Annotated in this window: 17 protein-coding genes; 10 read left to right on the top strand and 7 right to left on the bottom strand. The window is 40.8% G+C overall.

The window, feature by feature from the left end:
• The first annotated feature begins 33 nt into the window (after positions 1 to 33).
• The 9 genes from tnpA to RMY00_RS29990 all read left to right on the top strand — a co-directional run bounded on the left by tnpA (position 34) and on the right by RMY00_RS29990 (position 8,233).
• Positions 34 to 447, top strand: coding sequence for an IS200/IS605 family transposase (gene tnpA, locus RMY00_RS30030; RefSeq protein WP_322651021.1), 414 nt, complete (start codon positions 34 to 36; stop codon positions 445 to 447).
• Positions 448 to 590: 143 nt separating this feature from the next.
• Positions 591 to 2,576, top strand: coding sequence for a DNA sulfur modification protein DndD (gene dndD, locus RMY00_RS30025; RefSeq protein WP_322651020.1), 1,986 nt, complete (start codon positions 591 to 593; stop codon positions 2,574 to 2,576).
• A gap of 58 nt (positions 2,577 to 2,634) precedes the next feature.
• Positions 2,635 to 3,021 (top strand): DNA sulfur modification protein DndE, encoded by a 387-nt coding sequence (gene dndE, locus RMY00_RS30020; RefSeq protein ID WP_012410821.1) that lies wholly within the window; start codon positions 2,635 to 2,637, stop codon positions 3,019 to 3,021.
• A gap of 51 nt (positions 3,022 to 3,072) precedes the next feature.
• The gene (locus RMY00_RS30015) at positions 3,073 to 4,530 is read left to right on the top strand and encodes a DNA phosphorothioation-associated putative methyltransferase (protein WP_322651019.1); all 1,458 of its coding nucleotides are present in this window, start codon (positions 3,073 to 3,075) and stop codon (positions 4,528 to 4,530) included.
• 142 nt (positions 4,531 to 4,672) lie between these two features.
• Positions 4,673 to 5,947 carry an AmpG family muropeptide MFS transporter gene (locus tag RMY00_RS30010; RefSeq protein WP_322651018.1) on the top strand — a complete coding sequence of 425 codons (1,275 nt, stop codon included), beginning with the start codon at positions 4,673 to 4,675 and terminating at the stop codon, positions 5,945 to 5,947.
• 11 nt (positions 5,948 to 5,958) lie between these two features.
• Complete coding sequence (locus tag RMY00_RS30005; protein WP_322651017.1) at positions 5,959 to 6,372, top strand: ABC transporter permease; 414 nt, start codon at positions 5,959 to 5,961, stop codon at positions 6,370 to 6,372.
• 132 nt (positions 6,373 to 6,504) lie between these two features.
• The gene (locus RMY00_RS30000; protein WP_322651016.1) at positions 6,505 to 6,693 is read left to right on the top strand and encodes a hypothetical protein; all 189 of its coding nucleotides are present in this window, start codon (positions 6,505 to 6,507) and stop codon (positions 6,691 to 6,693) included.
• A gap of 21 nt (positions 6,694 to 6,714) precedes the next feature.
• The gene (locus RMY00_RS29995) at positions 6,715 to 7,302 is read left to right on the top strand and encodes a GNAT family N-acetyltransferase (protein WP_322651015.1); all 588 of its coding nucleotides are present in this window, start codon (positions 6,715 to 6,717) and stop codon (positions 7,300 to 7,302) included.
• Positions 7,303 to 7,474: 172 nt separating this feature from the next.
• On the top strand, positions 7,475 to 8,233 hold the full coding sequence (locus RMY00_RS29990) for a HEAT repeat domain-containing protein (RefSeq protein WP_322651014.1): 759 nt from the start codon (positions 7,475 to 7,477) through the stop codon (positions 8,231 to 8,233).
• A gap of 78 nt (positions 8,234 to 8,311) precedes the next feature.
• Here RMY00_RS29990 and RMY00_RS29985 read toward each other — a convergent pair whose 3' ends face one another.
• The 7 genes from RMY00_RS29985 to RMY00_RS29955 form a co-directional block, all read right to left on the bottom strand.
• On the bottom strand, positions 8,312 to 8,719 hold the full coding sequence (locus RMY00_RS29985) for a phosphomannose isomerase type II C-terminal cupin domain (protein ID WP_322651013.1): 408 nt from the start codon (positions 8,717 to 8,719) through the stop codon (positions 8,312 to 8,314).
• A 174-nt stretch (positions 8,720 to 8,893) separates the two neighbouring features.
• Entirely contained in the window at positions 8,894 to 10,237 is a 1,344-nt protein-coding gene (locus RMY00_RS29980) for a sorbosone dehydrogenase family protein (RefSeq protein WP_322651012.1), read from the bottom strand.
• 156 nt (positions 10,238 to 10,393) lie between these two features.
• Positions 10,394 to 11,593, bottom strand: coding sequence for an EAL domain-containing response regulator (locus tag RMY00_RS29975; RefSeq protein ID WP_322651011.1), 1,200 nt, complete (start codon positions 11,591 to 11,593; stop codon positions 10,394 to 10,396).
• A gap of 83 nt (positions 11,594 to 11,676) precedes the next feature.
• Positions 11,677 to 12,336, bottom strand: a complete 660-nt coding sequence (locus tag RMY00_RS29970) for a hypothetical protein (RefSeq protein ID WP_322651010.1) — start codon at positions 12,334 to 12,336, stop codon at positions 11,677 to 11,679.
• A gap of 589 nt (positions 12,337 to 12,925) precedes the next feature.
• On the bottom strand, positions 12,926 to 15,613 hold the full coding sequence (locus RMY00_RS29965; protein WP_416212116.1) for a family 10 glycosylhydrolase: 2,688 nt from the start codon (positions 15,611 to 15,613) through the stop codon (positions 12,926 to 12,928).
• A 217-nt stretch (positions 15,614 to 15,830) separates the two neighbouring features.
• Positions 15,831 to 17,165 (bottom strand): TIGR03279 family radical SAM protein, encoded by a 1,335-nt coding sequence (locus RMY00_RS29960; RefSeq protein WP_322651045.1) that lies wholly within the window; start codon positions 17,163 to 17,165, stop codon positions 15,831 to 15,833.
• A gap of 90 nt (positions 17,166 to 17,255) precedes the next feature.
• Positions 17,256 to 18,080, bottom strand: a complete 825-nt coding sequence (locus RMY00_RS29955; protein WP_322651008.1) for an undecaprenyl-diphosphate phosphatase — start codon at positions 18,078 to 18,080, stop codon at positions 17,256 to 17,258.
• Positions 18,081 to 18,642: 562 nt separating this feature from the next.
• Between RMY00_RS29955 and RMY00_RS29950 the strand changes: the two genes are divergently transcribed.
• Positions 18,643 to 19,422 (top strand): DUF3120 domain-containing protein, encoded by a 780-nt coding sequence (locus RMY00_RS29950; RefSeq protein ID WP_322651007.1) that lies wholly within the window; start codon positions 18,643 to 18,645, stop codon positions 19,420 to 19,422.
• The last annotated feature ends 371 nt before the right edge of the window (positions 19,423 to 19,793 follow it).

Here is a 19,793-nt window from a genome sequence, read left to right as displayed (position 1 = left end):
CAGACGAAACCCACCTTCGTGGGTTAAAGAAAAATGAGATCAAGTTTTACACAATTGTATGTGCATTATGTTTGGGCTACGTGGGATAGATTGCCTATAATTACGCCTGATATTCAGAAGGAAGTTTACGGGGCAATTATTCGGGAATCTGAACAGTTAAAGTGTACCGTAATTGCAATTGGTGGTATTGAATATCATGTCCATGTGCTAACGGGTTTTCCGCCAACCATCAGTATCTCTGAATTGGTTAAACAAATCAAGGGAAGTTCGTCCCATTTCATCACCCACGAAATCAAGCCAGGTGAGTTTTTTAAATGGCAAGGTAGCTATGGAGCTTTTACAGTTAGTGATGATGCTATTGATAATATAGCCAATTACATTAGAAAGCAAGCTACCCACCATAGCCAAAAATCACTTATTCCCACCTGGGAACTAACTCCTAAATAATCCAAGAACTATGAATTTAATTAGTCCGCAAAGGCGGACTTTGCCTGTGTAGCCGCGAATTCCATTCGCCCGATATCTTATCTTTGCCTGCATAACCACGAATTCTATTCGCCCAGTATCTTAATAAACCCACAATCAGATAAATGATATTTCTTGAACTCGTTTTACAAAACTTTGGCCCCTACAGTGGGAAACAGGTAATCAATCTTAACCCAAAAATTGATGAGGAAAGCTCACACTCAATTATCTTATTAGGTGGTATGAATGGTGGCGGAAAAACTACCCTTATGGATGCCATTCGCCTCGCCCTTTATGGCCCCCGTGCCCAATGTTCTACCCGTGGTAATTTAAGTTATAGTGATTTTCTCAATCAATGTGTTAACAACAAAATAGATCCAGTTGCAGACACCCGAATTGAGTTGCTTTTTGAACATATTGAAAACGATAAACCAATAAAATACCGTGTTGTCCGTAGTTGGACAAAAAATCCTAAAGATGGTAAGGATACATTAGGGATCTTAGGTGATAGTGATACCTGGCCTGATGCTTTAGTTAATATTTGGGATGAATATATTGAAAATCTTTTGCCATTAGGTATTTCTAACTTATTTCTCTTTGATGGTGAACAAGTTAAAGAACTCGCAGAACAAGAAACACCACCACCTGTTGTAGTAGATGCGATACGTGGACTTTTAGGTTTAGAGTTGGCAGATCGTTTAGCAGTTGATTTAGATATTTTAGTTAACCGTAAACTTAAAGAAGTTGGTAATAGTAAGGATTTAGCAAACCTAGAGGAAATTGAAACTAGGTTAACCCAACAACAAGAAGATTATCAAACCACAGAAGAGAAAGTAGAAATTCTCAAAAATCAGGTAGAAGAATTAGAAAAAAAGCAGCAAGAAGCTTTTGATAAATTCATTTCTGAAGGTGGGAAGATTGCAGCAGAACGCAATCAACTAGAACTACAGCAAAATATAAAAACTGCGGAAATTGAACAAGTACGTCAGTCAATGTGTGAATTAGCGGCTGATGTTTTACCTCTAGCATTAATTCCCAATTTGCTTAATCAGGCGCAAGCACAGGGTGAAAAGGAATTTCGTCATCAACAGTTACAAATTTCTAAAGATTTATTAATTGAACGAGATCAGCGCTTACTCACCTGGCTAAATCAAGTAGAAATTTCTCCGATACAAGTTGAAAAAATCCAATCATTTTTAATCCAAGATGTAGATAGTTTATATGCAAAGACTCTCCAGACGGAAGTACCTTGGTTATTAGCTGATGATGAAACTTTAAGTCAACTAGATAATCTTATATATCACTTACAAAATTCTAAAGTTTCTGCAAAAGAGAAATTAGCTATTCTCAAAAATAAAGAAGAAGAAATTCATACTCTAGAAAGGCAAGTGCAAACAGCAGCAGCACCAGAAGATTATACAAAGCTGCGTCAAGCACTAGAATCGGCACAAAATCAAGTCATTGAAGCTAAAGCAAATTACGAAATAATCCGCCGCCGTTTAGCTGAATTAGAAACTATTATTGCTAAGTCAAAGAGAGAATTAAGTGATTATACCGTAGAAAATATTAAACATAAAAATAGCGAACATATTATTACTTCTGCGGCTAAGGTCCAAAATACACTCAAGATTTTTCGTGAAAAATTAACCTTGAGAAAACTCAATAAATTAGAGGAGGAAGTTAAAAATTGCTTTCTTTATCTCCTCCATAAATCAGACTTAGTGCATCGCATCACTATTGATACCAAGACTTTTAGCCTTTTGCTTTACGATTTAAAGGGTAAACCTGTTCCTAAACATCGCCTCTCGGCTGGCGAAAAACAACTACTTGCGATCGCATTCCTCTGGGGTTTAGCCAAAGTCTCTGGACACCGCCTACCAGTAGCAATCGATACGCCACTAGGTAGACTAGACTCGTCTCACCGCAGCAACTTAGTTGAACGTTACTTTCCATCCGCCAGTCACCAAGTAATTTTGTTATCTACTGATACTGAGATTGGAAAGAAAGAAGTAGAAACATTGCGAGAAAACGAAGCGATCGCCCGCGAATATCTCCTAAAATACAACTCCTCCACCCGCCAAACAACCATACAACCTGGCTATTTTTGGTAAATTCCCTTCTCTTCTCTCTGCTTCCTCTGTGCCTCTGCGGTTCGTTAATCAAAAACTTATGGAATCCCCAATCGAAAGAATAAAACTCTCCCAAACAGCTAAAGACCAACTTACTAAACTTAAACGCAGCACTAAAATCGACCAATGGAATATTCTATGTCGTTGGGCGTTTTGTCGTTCTCTTGCAGAAGCAACCACACCTTCCCCCGTCCCAATTCCCCAAGATAGCAACGTCGAAATGAGTTGGCGCGTTTTTGGTGGCGAAATGTCTGATATTCTCCTCCTTGCCCTCAAACAACGCTGTCACAATGACGGCTATCCCACCGACAAAGAAACCCTCGCCACTCAATTCCGCTTACATTTGCATCGCGGTATTGGTTACTTAGCAGGCGATCCAAATATCAAGAAAATTGAAGATTTAATTGAACTAGCGGTTAAAAATTGAAAGGATATTAGTTGACTGTTAACTGTTCACTGTTAACTGACAACTAATATTATGCCTGAAGTTGTAGAAATTGAGCGTCATAGAGCTGCGATCGCTCGCACTGACATATCTCGCCCTGTACGATTGGCTATAGAAGGGTCAATCCTCAATCAAGACACTACTTTTTTTGACTACGGCTGCGGCTACGGTGGTGATGTCCAGCGAGTAAAAAACTTAGGTTACACCAGTACAGGCTGGGACCCTTACTACTATCCCGATGTCCCACGCATCCCCGCCGATGTGGTTAACTTGGGCTATGTCCTCAACGTTATTGAAGACGCAGAAGAACGCCGTCAAAGCCTGATCCAAGCCTGGGAACTCACTGGGAAAGTTTTAATTGTCGCTGCTCAAATACTAATTAACGCTCCCAGCAAAACCCAACTTGCTTACAATGATGGCATTGTGACGCGCCGGAATACTTTTCAGAAATATTACGAACAAGAAGAACTCAAAACCTATATTGATGAAGTCTTAAATGTAGATGCAGTACCGATCGCACTAGGCGTTTACTTTGTTTTTCGAGATGAAGCCAAAAAAGAAAGTTACAAAGCTATCCGCTTTTTTTCTAGCACTTCTACACCGCGAGTCCGCATCCCTACAAAGCGGTTTGAAGACTATCAAGAACAGCTGCAACCACTCATGGCTTTTTTTACCAAGCGCGGTAGACTACCTGTTAAAGGCGAATTGGAAAATGAACAGGAATTACTGAGCGAATTTGGTAACTTTCGCCGCGCCTTTGGTGTAGTTTTGCAAGCCACCGACGAAGCAGAATGGGATGCGATCGCTTATCGTCGTTCTCTAGATATCCAAGTTTATCTCGCCCTCACCCACTTTGATAAACGTCCTGCATGGCAAAAGTTAGCGCCAGAAATGCGTCACGATATCAAAGCCTTTTTTAGTAGCTATGAAGAAGCTTGTCAAGTCGCCGACCAAAAGCTTTTCAGCTTAGGTAAACTTAGGGTGATTCAAACTGCTTGCGAAAAAAGTAAAATTGGTAAACACACGCGCGGTGCGCTTTACGTCCATGTTTCCGCACTAGCAGCACTTGACCCTGTACTACGAATTTGTGAGGGTTGCGCTAGCCGTACAATTGGCCGTATCGATGAAGCTACATTAATCAAATATCACACTGATAAACCGCAAATCTCCTATCTGTCTTACCCCGAATTCGACACTGATCCTCATCCTGCCTTAAAAGCCAGCATCGGTATTGATTTAAAAACCCTATCCATCACTCATCGAGACTACGAAACTAGGGCAAATCCGCCAATTCTGCACCGTAAGGAAACATTTGTTACTAGCAACTACCCACGCTACGAAGAATTTGCTAAACTCACCCAACAAGAAGAACAATTAGGATTGCTCAATCACAAAAGCGACATTGGTACGCGCGAAGGTTGGGAAAAATGCCTTGCTGCACATCGGGTAGAAATCAGGGGACATCAGGTTTATTCCATTAAGGAAAATTAAGCAATAATCACAGTGTTAGAGTATTGCTGATATGTATCTTAAATAAAGAAAACTTTAGCAGGTTTGTATACTTACACGAAGTTAGGCGGCAGTTATGGCAAGATAACTGCAATTCAATTAAATAAAAGGAATCTTCAAGATTGTGCAAGTAAATAAATCGCTGCTGCGGATTTTTGGCAGCCCGAAGATGGGAGCTTTGTTATTTCTTGGCTTTTCGTCAGGGTTGCCGTTGTATTTAACCAGTCAGACATTACAAGCTTGGTTGACTAAAGAAGGAATTAGCTTGGCAGCGATCGCCGCTTTTAGTTTAGTAAAGCTACCCTATTCTTTAAAATTTCTCTGGTCGCCTTTACTAGATAGATTTGTACCGCCTTTTTTGGGTCGCCGTCGAGGTTGGCTGGTAATTACACAAGTAGCATTACTGTTAAGTATAGCTGCAATGGCTCTACAGCACCCATCCCAAGGGTTACAACCTTTAATAATTGCTGCTGTTACCGTTGCCTTTTTGAGCGCTAGCCAAGACATTTTAGTTGATGCTTACCGCACTGATGTCGTGGAAGTAGAAGAAAGAGGTGCTGGAGCATCTCTTTACTTATTGGGTTATCGTGTTGCCATTCTAGTAACCGGTTATATAACCCTATTTTTGGCAGATAGGATGCCTTGGCAAGCTGTTTACTTGTTGATGTCGCTGTTGATGCTCGTGGGTTTAGTAAGTTCTATTTCTGCACCAGAACCAGTCCTACGCGATCGCCCACCTCAGACTTTATCCGCCGCCGTCAAATTACCGTTCATTGAATTTTTCCAGCGTCATGGCTGGCTACAAGGACTTTTAATCCTGATATTCATTGTGATTTACAAGTTGGGAGATTCTTTACTAAAGAATGTATCCACCCCATTTTTGTTAGATAAAGGCTTACATTTCACTCAAACCGATATTGCATTTCCTGGTGCATTAGGAATTTTCGCCACTATTATTGGTACCTTGGCAGCAGGAGCAATAATGACCAAAATTGGTGTTAATCGCTCACTCTGGATATTCGCCATATTGCAAGCTGTCGGTAACTTGGCTTTCTTTGCGTTAGCAGTAGTAGGTAAAAACTTTTATCTAATGTTAGCTGCCGTTAATATAGAACAATTTTGTGCTGGTTTAGAAACTGCTGCTTTTGTAGCATTTTTGATGAGTCTTTGTAACCAAAGCTTTTCAGCTACACAGTACGCCTTACTTTCGAGTTTGCAAGCTTTTAGTAGAGATATTCTTACAGCTCCAGCAGGTACATGGGCGCAAGCCACCGGCTGGTCTACATTCTTTCTACTGACGGCAATAGCCGCTTTGCCGGGATTACTATTATTACCATTCTTTGCCCCTTGGAATCCAAAGCCAGTGGTAGTATTATCCAGACCAGGATTAGACGACTAACAAGAGGATATATGGGGAATCAAGTAGTTATTGCTATCGGCACATTTATTCTCTTACTCACTGGTTTATTACTTGGGTATGTTCTGTCGCAGTTAGTTCTGGGATTTCTAGCATTTAACCTCCTAACTTTTTTCGGAACACTCAGCCTAATTTTAATTTTTGGTACACTTTATTACGTTTTATTTTGGCAGTTGCGGAGAGATCAGTCCCGGCCATCAACTATAAATCAAGGGATACCAAACCAGGTAGACGATGGTATATCTGATAGCTATCTCAAAAACAGGCTAATCGCTAAATTATCCGGTGACACTGCGGCTGCCGAACGGTTAATTGAACAAGCAAAGGAGACTTATCCTGGGATGCCGGAGAATTGGTATTGTGAGAGAGTCCTTGATGACCTAGAGCGCGATCGCCAGAGGGAGTAACATAGCAGCGGGAAAGAAGTATTGCCCAATGCCCAATTCCCATGCACAGAAAATTGCTAAAATAAATCAAGAATACTTCACAAATCTTCAGCTAGGTTCTCATAAAAGTTCCTAGCTTCTTGCAATTAAAATATGGCTATTTTTCGTCAATACATCGCCCCACTGCTTGCAGTATTAGTATTTTTATTTGCCTTAGTGGCAGTCAGCGCCCGAATATTTTTACCCTCCGATATGGCAGCACCCGCACCAATTGAACAGGTGGGAGTGAGTTATCAACCCACTCCAACTGATTTTCCACCAGCAGTATATAACGTGAGCTAGCTAAGTCAATAAACATCAGAAGTGTCTGAGCAACTACTACCTGGGTATATTATTCGCCGTGGTTCCACTTTGGATCGGGCGCTGCTGCTTAAATTCATGCAGCGAACTTACCAGGATCTCTTTTCCAATGAAGACTTCTCCCACCTAGAGCAAACCGTTAACCAATACTTTTCTAGCGACACGCCCTTGTGGTGGGTAGAACAGGAGGGGAAGCAGGAGGAGCAGGGGGAGATGAGGGAGCAGGGAGCAAGAGAGAATTTTCCCCTCTGCCCCCCGCACCCTGCCCCTCTGCCTCTTTTCAATGCCCCATTCCCAATGAGCAATGCCCATCCACCTATAGCCTGCCTCTGGGTGGGCAATTCCATAGATCAAGTAAATGGGAAGCGTCATGCTCATATCTTTATCCTCTACGTTGTACCAGAACATCGGCGACGGGGTATTGGTAGAGCGTTGATGCGATATGTGGAAAATTGGGCTATTCAAAGAGGCGATCGCCAGATTGGATTGCAAGTTTTTCAATCGAACAAACCCGCATTAAATCTTTACAATCAGTTAGGTTATCAAACCCAATCCCTGTGGATGGTAAAATTCCTGAGTGCAGAAAAATAAATTATAGGATCGCAGTAAAATACTTAAGCGTCTGAGTTAGGGCGTTACTCGTTTGGATAAAACTCGACGAGGAGAAAGGAAAGTGTATAATTACGCAACTAATACTTATAAAGCTTTAACTTATTGGCGCGGGGGATTTGTGTTAATCCCGAAAAGGGATTGAAATGAAATTATGTATGACGAAGACGATCTCAGCCTACTCGATATTGAGGAGGAGCTAGAAAGCCCCCTAGATAAAATAGAGCCGCTAACTGACGAATCAGTTGTGGCAAAACCAGATCCAGAAGTGATGCTAGCACTGCTGGAAAATCCCCAGCCACAGCAAAGAATGTTAGCAGCGCGTGCTTTTTGTGATATAGAAGATGCGCGTGCTACCCCTCATTTGATTCGCCTATTAAGCGATACCTGTCCCTTAGTGCGGGTGAGTGCAGCCTATGGCCTTGGACGCAATCCTAGTTCAGAGGCAGTGAGTCCGTTAATTGCTCAATTAAACAGTGATTGGAACGGCTATGTGCGTAAAGGTGTTGTTTGGGCTTTAGGAAACTGTCGCGATCGCCGTTGTTTACCGCCCCTAGCAGATGCCCTCAGAACTGACATTTCCGCAGTCCGTTTGTGGGCTGCTAGCGCCCTAGCACAAATGGCAGATGTGGGTTATGAAGCTGTTATAGGGGCAATACCACCATTAATTGAAGCCTTAGTCAAAGATCCTGTGGAAGCAGTGCGGAGTAATAGTGCATGGGCAATTGGTCAACTGTGCCGCGAACTGCCTTCTAATGTAGTCTATGCTACAGCCATCGACGCTTTAATTCAAGCCTTTGCCGAAGACCAAGATTTAGGAGTTCGGGCAGATGCTAAAGCCTCATTGTTAGGAGTGGGTGATCCCCGTGGTTTACAGCTGATTGAAACCCTGGAACAAGAAGGATGGTTTTGATTTTAGATTTTGGATTTGAGATTGAGATTTAATCCAAAATCCAAAATTTCAAATTCTTCCTCCCCTCATCTCCAGCCCTTACTGACTATCAGCTACAGGTTTAATCAAATTTAAATCATAAGGGCGTTCCGTATCATCTTCGCCCAAATATTCACCATTTTGAATTTCCAAAAGAACTAGCGGAATCTGTCCAGGATTTTCAACCTTATGTAGGGTAGCTGCGGGAACATAAGTTGATTCGTTTCGATTCAGTAATATTTCTTTTTCTCCACAAGTCACCTTTGCTACACCAGAGACTACAACCCAATGTTCATTACGATGATAATGAATTTGTGGTTTAATTCCGTGTCTGGGCTTAATTTCAAGACGACTAATTCTATAAGTTTCTCCCTCCTCAATCACTTCTACTTCACCCCAGTATCGTGTACCTGAATGTGGAGACAATTCGTTGATATTTGACTGAGTATTATTTTCATTAGGAGTCATAATTAATTTCTCAACCAGATGAGTATTAGTATTTTTTAGTAATTTACCCTAAATAGGATAAACCTCGATAGAGGGATGCAGCCACAACATTTTTATTAATGACAACTGCTCTAACTTTACTCTAGGCAACAGATCCTATCCGTGAATTTTTAAATGTTTAAATGCGTGAATTGCCTAACCCCCTTTATACTGAATCCGATAAATTCGATTATTAGCTTCTTCTGTTAGTAGTAAACTACCATCTGGTAACACGAGTAAACCTACAGGTCTTCCCCAAGTGGTTGGTACAGAAGGATTTAGCAAAAATCCTGTAAGAAAGTCTTCGTAGTAGCCAAGCGATCGCCCTTTAGCATCGAAGGGAACAAACACAATTTTATAACCAGTACCGTGATCGCGGTTCCAAGAACCACGAAAAGCTACAAAAGCACCGTTCCGGTATTTTTCTGGAAACGTTTTACCATCATAAAACTGCAAACCCAATGCTGCTGAGTGTGCCTGAAACAGGACATCTGGCGTTTGGGTACGGGCTGCTAAGTCGGGACGTTTACTTTTGTCATCCGTCTTTTGGCGCGGATCTAGGTTATTTGGTGTCAGATAAGCATAAGGCCAGCCGTAAAATGCTCCCTGTTTAACGCGTGTCAGATAATCTGGAACCAAATCATCACCGATTCCATCGCGTTCGTTGACAGTGGCATAAAGTTCCTTAGTTACAGGATGAAAGTCTAAACCAACAGGATTACGTAAGCCGGAAGCAAAAGTTTGCTGCTGCAAACCATCCAAATTCATCACCTGTACTGAAGCCCGTGGTAAGCGTTCTTCATCGACATTGGTTCCTGAACCAACTGAAACATATAATTTATTGCCATCGGGCGAGACAACAACATTGCGCGTCCAATGGTTGTTATAACCTTGAGAAGGCAAGTCGGCAATCTTTTCTCCCTTGTCTGTAATTTTATTTTGACCTTTCTTATAAGGAAAACGTAGTACAGCATCTGTGTTCCCCAGAAAAAAGGAATTACCTGCAAAAGCCATACCAAAAGGTCTATTAAGTCCGTTGTCCCTACTAGCAAAGGTTTCTCGAACATCAGCTACGCCATCACCATTGCTGTCACTTAACAGACGAATGCGGTTTTGCCCGGTTTCAGTCACCAGGACATCACCACTGGGAGTTAAAGCTAGCCAGCGTGGGGCATCTAAACCTTCTGCAAAGACGTTAACTGTGAAGCCTGGTGGTACGCGCAGCACTGGGTTTTCCGGAATGGGCACAACTTCAGGTCGCTTAGAGGCACTTTCTGTTGCGAAGGGTGCTGGTAAATTCTTCAGATTTATGCGGATGCGTGTGGGTGAAAGTGTTTCAGTTCGAACGATATCTTTTGATTGTGTAGAATTCTGTGTCAGTTGAGCAGAAGGTACAGATGTTTGTGGTATGGAATTGTCTGAGGAAGCGCGAGTCTGGTTACAGGCTGCTACTAAGGTCAGCAAAAAAACTGGCAGCAACAAACGCGCAGGGACTTTCATGATGGTAGAGACTATGACACAATTTTTTTACTTTAGACTTGAGACTTAATAATTGTCGCCAGTCTAAAGTCCGATTTTTCTAAATTCAGTTACTGGGTAATGAGAAAATCATTTACTTTACCATTTCTAGTTCCCAATATTCATCTATATATATAATCATTTATTAGCCAATAAAATTTTTTCAAATTCTGGAGCTGGCAATGGACGACTAAATAGAAAGCCTTGCATAGAATCACAATTGTGTTGACGTAAAAAAGCCAGTTCTGCTTCTGTTTCTACACCTTCAGCAACTACATCTAGATTGAGATTGTGAGCCATTTGAATTAATGCTTTAGTAATAGCTGATTTCTGTGGATCATTTGCAACATTATGAATAAAATAACGGTCTATTTTTAATGTATTAATTGGTAAGTTTTTTAGATAAATTAAAGAAGAGTAGCCTGTACCAAAATCATCGATCGCAATTTTTACACCCAACGATTGCAATTTGCTCATAGTTGCGATCGCACTATTTACATCTTGCATAATCATACTTTCAGTAAGTTCTAGTTCTAAATAATGTGGTTTTAAACCATTAACATCTATAAATTTGACTATTTTCTCAATAAAACCTGGCTGATTGAATTCAATTACTGATAAATTTACAGCAAGGACTAAGGGATATATTCCAAAATCACGCCATATTTTTATTTGTTGACAGACCTTTTCTAATACCCATTTTCCAAGTGGAACAATTAAGCCTGTAGACTCTGCTAACGGAATAAATTCTGTCGGGTAAATCAGTCCCACCTCCGGACTTTGCCAGCGCAACAAACTTTCAGCTGCTACTATTTTTCCAGAAGCGATATCGACTATTGGTTGATAATGAATTTCAAACTCTTCAAAATTATGTTGTTTGATAGCGCGGTGTAAACTTATTTCTAATAGCTGCATCTTTGGAGACAAGTTATTAATTACAGCTTTAGGAGATAAATACCTTTTTAAAGTAGCATGCTTTTCCAATCTGTTCATAATGGCACTTAATAACTCAGCCCGAGTAAAAGGTTTAGTTATATAGTCATCAGCGCCCATATTCATACCTTGGCGGAAGTCAGATTTTGCAGATTTTGCAGTGAGAAAAATGAAGGGAATTGTTACCGTTGATGGATCTTGACGTAACGCTGTTAGTACACCATAACCGTCAAGTTGTGGCATCATCATATCACAGAGAATTAAATCGGGAACTTCGGAGATAGCCAAATGTAATCCGATTCTGCCATTAGCCGCAGCAATAGTTTCAAAATTTTCAGCTTTTAACAAATCCAAAATGTTTTCACGAACAGCTTCTTCATCTTCTATTATTAAAATTTTGGGCATAAATTACCTCAATTTATATTTTATTTGTTATGCAAAAATGACAAAAAACTGTACTGCTATCCATATATTTATCGCAATTTAACCTAAATAGGTATATATCCCATTTTTAAAAACTTTATTTCTAATCTGATACCTAATATTAATGGTGCAAGAAAAAAATCTAACAACGAATGAAGTTTACTAGCCCAAAAGTTAGGTTTTTTGAGCATTTCCCGCACTTGATAGCTCCTAGCGACAATATTTTCCCTAATAAATGTGCTACCAACTGCATAAATCTTGCAGGTGTAAATTACTGCTGGGCTGGAGGAGAGTAAATATTGCAGATGTTCTTGGTTGACAAGTAGCGTCCACCATATCTCCCAATATGGACACTCAACTACATCTTGTGGCTGTAGTTCTCCCAAGTGGAGCGCTGTCTGCTTAACTTCAAGCACCATATCCTTTATTATCAGCAACCCGATAAATTGGAAGAAACTGTTGAAGATGGGGCAAAATTGTCTTTCACTCTCACGAAATGAGATTTCTGCCTGTACACAGGAGGTAATATCCACAGAAACTCCAATGAGGCGAGCAGGTTCGCCTGTTGTATGTTTAAGTACTATAACGCTTACTAGTAACCATTTGTACTTCAGTACTTGGCTGTCAACGAGAATTTGACTTTCTACCTTAAAGGAACCAATACTAGTGTTAGCTCTAGTTTTCTCTGTTTTTTCTGCTAGTTCTTGACAGAGACTTTCAGCCATGATGAAAATGATAATGTGACCTTGGTTATTTACAACTGGCAATAGATCCAACTACTATACTATTAGTATTAACACTGATTTCTGTTAAAAAATATTACATATTTAAGGTTATATCAAGGTATACATAACATCAAAAAAAGTGGCTGTTTTCAAGCTAGTTTCTGAAGCTACAATCATTACCATATCATCTTTTGTAGAGCGCTTTGCTATCTGCATAGCTGAATAGCTTAAATATTCTTGCCCTATGTTTCCATCAGTGCGATCGCATCTAATCCTGCTATTTAAGGCACAAGCATCTATAGCGAAGGGTCAATTATTGTCTCTAAGCTTACTAGCCTTAGAAGCTGAGATAACGCTTGTATATATTTATATAATAGCTATTATAAAAAAATAGTTATTTAAAACTTCTTAATTAAGTATTTTCCAATATTTTGACACCAAACAAATAATAATATTTAGGTTATAGATACTACAAAAAGTGTGTTAAGAATTACAAAGTAGCTAATATCTAGCTAGTTGGAAATTGAGTATTGGTATTGGGCAGAGGGGAAAACTCTTCTCCCCTGCTCCCTGCCACCTTCCCCCTTGACTAAAGACGCAAGCGCCGTTCGCCGTAACGTAATAGCCTTTCTATAGTTACAAGCCGATTTTCCCAAACTTTGACTTGATAGGAATTTGACTTAAGCTCTTGGCTCATCAATACCCGAAATTGAGATTGAAACCGAGTTAGAGAGGCTTTCGCCACTAGTAACTTGCTAGGATTTGGGGAAGCGGCAAGCTGATTTAAAGCACTGCGTAGAACTTCTGCCTGGTTGTTAAAATCTGATATTGTCTGAGCCGGTCTTTGTAGTTGGTCATTTTGGAAAACAAATTTCCATTCTCGTTGCAGTGCGGTGTAACGAATGGCGGCAGTTTGAAAAGGCTGGCGGTGAGGAATGGGTTCATTTGTTGTAGATTGAACCCTACCTTGGGTGCTACTAAAGAGTTTTTGGAGATCGTTATTAAAATTCTCTGCGGCAAAGAGGGCATAACCACTAACTGGCAAGTCCCTTACCAACTGGAGTTGATCGAATGCCCCAATTGTTGGCAAAGAAAGTAAGCGAATTCCCGGTACTAACAAGGTAGATCCCAATTGTTTAGAGGCGATCCAGGGTTGGGCCAGTCGTTGGAAGCGAGGAGTATCCAGAGCATAAGTCATGGGAACAATTAAGTCTACATCCCCCTGCCTTGCCCAAGTTTCCCAGTTTTGTTGAATTTTTTGAATCCGCTCTAGTTCTGGCAAAGGAAATACTGCAACCGATAAAATCAAATTCGGTCGTTTTTGTCTCAACTGCTGTGATAATTGAGCAACAAAGCTATCAACCTGCTGGGTGCGAAATGTCGTCCACTTTTGCCATAAGTCTGGTTGACTAGGGGAAATATTTATTGGATCTACACTAGTAAGTTGCTGAAATTGCGCTCTTGCAGCTTTGCCATAGCCATAGGTTCGACCTGCTGATGGGTCTTGGAAAGGATAGCGAATGTAGTCTAGCTGTAGACCATCTACGTTATAGCGAGTGACAATTTCCTCATATAGCTTGAGCAAATACTTACGCACTTCGGGGTTAGCTGGATCGAAGAATGGCTTAGTTTGACCAACGGGAATCATGTTGCCAAGATTATCGTAGTTTGCCCAATCGGGATGAGCCGCCAGCACTGGCCCTGGATAATCACGATTAAGGTTGAGAATTTCATTGTGACGTTGGTTACCGGCAGCAAAAGTCCAAACCCAAGCATGTAATTCCATGTCTCGCTCATGGGCTAATTTCACTGCATCTTCCAGTGGGTTCCACCCACGAATTAGTGGGTTTTGCTCTTTTGCAACTTGGCTCGGATAAATGGTGTAGCCAGCATTAACAGTTTCAAAAAAGACAGTATTAATCCCAGCTTGAGCTAGGCGATCAAAAATCTGGACTAGTCCCGCCTTGCTACCAGCACGAACAATTGTCCCCCGATCTAACCAAACTGCCCGAATTTCTGGTTGAGCTACTCTTTGGTCAACAGGAAACTGCTGCCACAAAGTCGTTTTAGCTTTCAGCCACTGCTGACGAGCTAGAGCATAGTTTTTTTGGGCAATCAATAGGGGTAAGTTTTTGGCAATGACCTTTACCTGTGCCAAGGCTTGCTCTTTACTCATGCCTAGCGCCCCCAGTTTAGTTGAGGCCAATTGCGTAGGTTGCTCTTTGAGAGATTGGGAACTGTAGGTGTCCAGATGCCTAGAGGACTGTTTAGCTTCAGATGTAACTTCACCAACATTAGCCGCATCGGCTGACACTGCTAAATTAGCGCTTTCCACCCGACCGATCAGATTTTCTAGCTCTTGCTGGAGAGCGATCGCTTGGTTGTTGTCAATCGGATCATTGGAGTTGGGTGCAACATCCAGACGCACCGCTTGTTCTAATTGGTCAATAGCCTCTTGAGAACTTGGGGGTTTGACTGTAGGAAGCGGTTTAGGTATGGGAGCAGTGGCAATTTTAGGAGGAGGGAATGAGGGGGATGAGGGGGAGTAATTTTGAATTTTGAATTTTGAATTTTGAATTGTTTCGCCCTGCACCCTCGTCACAGCCGCCACTGTTGCCCTGCAGTTTGGGGAACCTCCTGCTACTTTTTTCATGCGATTCGATGGCGGTGGCGCTGTCAAATAGCGATTGAGAGTAGCTTTCAACCAGGCATTATCTAACGTCGCATCTGTTGCTGTGTCTGTTCCCCAGCGCCAGCCCATAAAGGTGGAACGCTCAGTTGTTACTACTGCGGCTGGATTATCTTTGGAATTCCAAACAGCAGGAGATTCACTGCTCATATCATTAGGAATCACAACGCCGCCATGCACTTTGCCAAAGAGTTCAGTTTGATTTGCCCATTTTGAAATATTGGTTTTTGTGGGTTTGATCTGTTCTGTGTCACTGAGGCTGAATCCCCAATAACCTCCCAACAGCGATCGCAATAATTGGCGCACTCCCGGCGCTGACAGACTACCTACAGGGCCACTGGCAATCAAACGCCCTCCCTTACTCATCCATTCTTCGAGAGCGATCGCTTGGGTTGGTGTTAATGTCTCGACATTCGGCAAAAATAATACCCGGCGATCGCCCCAATCTGCCCCACTCCTGACATCAGCTAAAGGAATTACACAATATTTCACCCCTATTGTCTGTAAGCGGTCAGTTATGCCTCTCCATTGATTTGCATTTTCTTGGCTATGCACTACGCTCAATACAGGTTCTTCAGTTGCCGCCATTACTGGCAAAGAATTAAAACTATTAAAAATTAAAAAATTAAAACTTAAAATGAAGAATCCGGCTTTTTGTATTTGTGAGTTTGCCTTTTTATGATATTTTTCCTGATTCTTCACTATTGGCTCCTAAACGAATTAGTTATAAGGCATTACTTCTTCTTTATCATCTAGCTTGACAATAAATTACCTCCGAAAAACGACTGATCTTTGACAACTAAACTTAAGCAATATCGAAAATGCATGTTTTGATTAAATCTTCAACTCCTGCTACTGGAAAAATTTTTGTATTTAGTTTCTCAGTTAATTCTTCAACACTCATATCATCTAAAAACACTAGCTCCCCATTTTTTAACATGACATTCGGTAGCAAAATACCATCACCTAAATCTTGCCCTTTTAGATTTAAAAGCAAATCATGACCAGTTAATAATCCGGTTACACTGATAGCTTGTCCCCAATAATCACTACATAAAGCACGCATATTCACTTCTAAACCCTCAATAGAATTTAAGCGTTTCAAAATGGGTTGAAATGCTTTTTCTACGGCGTTGCCTACTATCCAAGTTAATTTTCTTTGAGGATATACTTTTGGCGGTAGTAATTCTGCTGCAACGGTGGCAAATTGCTTGATAAATAATTGAATTGAACCAACTCCATTATCAATTTGGGGATATTCTTCATATTCAGATTCGCTGGGTAATTCCTCACCTGCTATCAAAAACCACTCATCGGCCAACCAAACAACGCTAGAACCGAGTTTTTGGCGAAATTGCCGCGAGAGCATTCGCACTTGGGAAATCACTTCTTTTGCTTTTTCCCTAGTTACAGGTATGAGTTCGTCTTCTGGAGGCCGAAACCGTGTCAACCCAACTGGTACAACTGCCACCGATGCCACCGCAGCTACTTCACCAGTATGAAAAGACGCTAAATCTTTGAGAGTTTGTTCTAGATGTTTGCCATCATTTATACCAGGACAAACAACTACTTGAGCATGAATTTGTAGTCGCCTTTCTTGAAACCACTTAAGTTGTTGCAAGATTTGTCCTGCACGCGGATTTTTTAGCAGTCTAATTCTAACTTCCGGCTCGCTAGCATGAACAGAAACATACAACGGAGACAAGCGCATTTGCTCAATCCGTTGCCATTCTCTTTCTGGCAAATTAGTTAGGGTAAGATAAGAACCGTACAAAAAGCTCAGACGGTAATCGTCATCTTTTAGATACAAGCTAGTACGTTTACCTGGTGGCTGTTGGTCGATAAAGCAAAACGGACAGCGATTATTGCATTGAATTAAGCCATCAAATAGGGCAGTTTCAAATTCTAGCCCTAAGTCTTGATCGTAATCTTTTTCTATTTCCAGGCTATGAGTTTTACCAGCAGCGTCTAAAACTTCTAGTTCCAAAACTTCATCAGCACACAAAAACTGATAATCAATTAAATCGCGGGGACGCGTACCATTGATAGCAACGATCGCATCCCCAGCTTCAAAGCCAATCTCTGCGGCTATTGAGTCTGGAAGAACTTTGGTAATTCGAGCAGGATTAATGGTACTCATTGGGTATATGGCATTGATCATGGGGCATTGGACATTAGTCATTTGCTTTAAACTAATGACTAATGACCAACGACTAATGACTATTATGAATTATCCTTTCCATCCTGCTGCGATCGCAGCTAAAATAGCACTGCCGAATGCCAATCTATACCAAACGAAAACTAAAGTGTTTTTGGTCGCTAAGTATTTGATCAAAAATGCAATTGATAGGTAGGAAAAAATCAAGGTTGAAATAATCCCTACAATCAACAGTCCAACAATATTATCTGGCAACTGATGAGCTTCAAATAACTTGAATATTTTCAGACTCTTATACAGCGTTGCAATGGTAAGAGTTGGAAATCCTAATAAAAATGAGAATTTCGCTGCTGTATCGCGTTCTAATCCTAAAAATAAAGCAGTTGTCAACGTTGAGCCAGAACGAGAAACACCAGGGATCAAAGCAAGTGTTTGTCCTAATCCAACTAAAATACCATCCCGAATCTGCAATGAATTAAAATCTCGCTTGCGAGTGCCAATTTTCTCTGCCAAAGCTAATAAAAGTGCCATGATGATTGACATGATGGCAATAATTAATGCACTTTCCGGCAGAATGTCTTTCAAAAGAAAGCCGAAAATTAAGGCAGGCATTGTTCCTACTACAATACCGACAAGAATTTTCCACTCCTCACGTTGCCAGTCTTTATCTTTTAGCGCTTCGATTCCACCTTTGACAATACTATAAATCAGCGACCAAAAATAGCCCACAATTGCTATAACGCTGCCAAACTGAATTGCATCGACAAAATCTTTAGAACCTAGTTCTTTCCAACCAAATATTTTTGTCACAATCAGAAGATGTGCAGTGCTACTGATTGGCAAAAACTCTGTAATACCCTGAACAATACCCAAAATAAAAGCTTGAATAAACTCCATCAATTAATACCTTTTTCCTGTTCTAGACATCATTACTTAGCTAATAGCGATGTTATTTTCTATACTTTTTACTGCACCTGATATTGGAGAAAATTCCACTTTACTAAATCAATAACATCATCTAAGACGCTGGCCATGTTCTTACACCCACATCAATAAGTCAACGAAATTTTGGCAATTCATCAAACTTTAATATTTAGCGGACTGATGCTATTGACTTTTTACCCATTACATGAGCCGAGTAAGATAAGGGGAGTAGACGAGGCATGGGAAGCAAGAGGAGAGAAAAAAGCTTAACTGAACAGTATTGAGGGTTGAATCCCTTTTTGATTTGCTCTTCCTGCCTCTGTGTAGTTTTTTGTAAATGCTAACTACAGAGATGTTCTGTACATCAGGTAACTTGAGTGAATTAGTCTGGCGCAGAATGAATGTTTTGTTTGGTTTGCGGCTGCGCTCCCCGAAATTTCAGTATAATTACAATGCCCCAGGCAATCCCCCAGGGGGGGATTTTAAAATGTGATATCTTAAATAAAATAAAGTTTAGTAACAAATATTAAAAACTTTGATTAATAATACATTGTCCTCCTACACTGCTTCTACCCCTTCTATTGATACAGAGTTAGATTTAACTGTTACTGGGCACAAGGGTATCAGGGAATTGGAATCTACACTTTCCTTTTCTCCTTCTCTTCCCTTATCTATCTCTGCCCGACAAACTTGGTTAGTGTTTGCGGCGGCGGTGTTTTTGGTAACAGTACCAGTATTTGTAGAAGCGCCAATAGTGCGATCGCTACCAAGTCTAAGTTTAGCCCTGACAGCATTTTGGGTTTGGCTAAGTTTTACCTTAATGTCACGTCCTGCAACTTATGTATGGGGAGATTTGCTTTTAGGGTTTAGCTGGAGTTGGTTAGCAGGAGCGATTTACTGGGGTTGGTTACGTTGGGAACCTGCATGGCATCTGCCAGTAGAGTCTATAGGATTACCCTTTGCTTGTTGGTGTTTGGCAAAGAATTGGGGCAAGGTAGGTAACTGGTTTTATTTAGGTTCTTTACTAGGTACAGTTTTAACCGACGTATATTTCTATATAGCAGACTTGATGCCCTATTGGCGGCAAATTATGATAGTAGATGCAGATGTAGTACCGCAAATATTACAAAATGCTCTGATACGAGTACAAACACCTTGGGGACAAAGTTGGGCCATAGTTTTGGCCTTAGTCCTGTTGACAGTCGGGGTTTTGCCTTTAGTCCGAAAGCAAAAACACTGGTATGCCTTTAGCGGCGCAGTTTTAAGCACGATTTTGGTAGACAGTCTATTTTTATTAGCTGCGATCGCAGCCTAGAAAATATTAAAAAATTGTGTAGTATCAAATCCGAGACTTTTTCCAGTCCAGTCTACGGTACATCAAGAATGATGCTGTAGATGATTAGTAGGTTAAGAAATATTACATCACAGTTCATTGCTATCAACTCATCCTGCTAGGGTTTTCGGTATTAGGCATCGAACGATCTCATGTATAGTTGGAAGCTAAAATCAGCCACCCCGAAAAGATTTCGTCTATTTGGGAATGCTCAGGATCATGGATAGAACTGTATTGCAGCTATCAATCACTGTTACCACAATAAAAATTTTTGGCAAAAGTACAGTCAAACCCAGTAACGGTAAATATTGTGGATATTAATACGCTGTATATTAGTTTCTGATGACTGCTGT

This window comes from Nostoc sp. ChiVER01, from assembly GCF_034531155.1.
Classification (GTDB): Bacteria; Cyanobacteriota; Cyanobacteriia; order Cyanobacteriales; family Nostocaceae; genus Nostoc.
This window is presented reverse-complemented; position numbering and strand designations above follow the sequence as displayed.

Bases quoted from the DNA above. Each gene is read 5' to 3' on its own strand.
- tnpA (WP_322651021.1), top strand. From the start codon at position 34: ATGAGATCAAGTTTTACACAATTGTATGTGCATTATGTTTGGGCTACG.
- dndD (WP_322651020.1), top strand. From the start codon at position 591: ATGATATTTCTTGAACTCGTTTTACAAAACTTTGGCCCCTACAGTGGG.
- dndE (WP_012410821.1), top strand. From the start codon at position 2,635: ATGGAATCCCCAATCGAAAGAATAAAACTCTCCCAAACAGCTAAAGAC.
- RMY00_RS30015 (WP_322651019.1), top strand. From the start codon at position 3,073: ATGCCTGAAGTTGTAGAAATTGAGCGTCATAGAGCTGCGATCGCTCGC.
- RMY00_RS30005 (WP_322651017.1), top strand. From the start codon at position 5,959: ATGGGGAATCAAGTAGTTATTGCTATCGGCACATTTATTCTCTTACTC.
- RMY00_RS30000 (WP_322651016.1), top strand. From the start codon at position 6,505: ATGGCTATTTTTCGTCAATACATCGCCCCACTGCTTGCAGTATTAGTA.
- RMY00_RS29990 (WP_322651014.1), top strand. From the start codon at position 7,475: ATGTATGACGAAGACGATCTCAGCCTACTCGATATTGAGGAGGAGCTA.
- RMY00_RS29985 (WP_322651013.1), bottom strand. From the start codon at position 8,719: ATGACTCCTAATGAAAATAATACTCAGTCAAATATCAACGAATTGTCT.
- RMY00_RS29980 (WP_322651012.1), bottom strand. From the start codon at position 10,237: ATGAAAGTCCCTGCGCGTTTGTTGCTGCCAGTTTTTTTGCTGACCTTA.
- RMY00_RS29975 (WP_322651011.1), bottom strand. From the start codon at position 11,593: ATGCCCAAAATTTTAATAATAGAAGATGAAGAAGCTGTTCGTGAAAAC.
- RMY00_RS29970 (WP_322651010.1), bottom strand. From the start codon at position 12,336: ATGGCTGAAAGTCTCTGTCAAGAACTAGCAGAAAAAACAGAGAAAACT.
- RMY00_RS29965 (WP_416212116.1), bottom strand. From the start codon at position 15,613: ATGGCGGCAACTGAAGAACCTGTATTGAGCGTAGTGCATAGCCAAGAA.
- RMY00_RS29960 (WP_322651045.1), bottom strand. From the start codon at position 17,165: ATGAGTACCATTAATCCTGCTCGAATTACCAAAGTTCTTCCAGACTCA.
- RMY00_RS29955 (WP_322651008.1), bottom strand. From the start codon at position 18,080: ATGGAGTTTATTCAAGCTTTTATTTTGGGTATTGTTCAGGGTATTACA.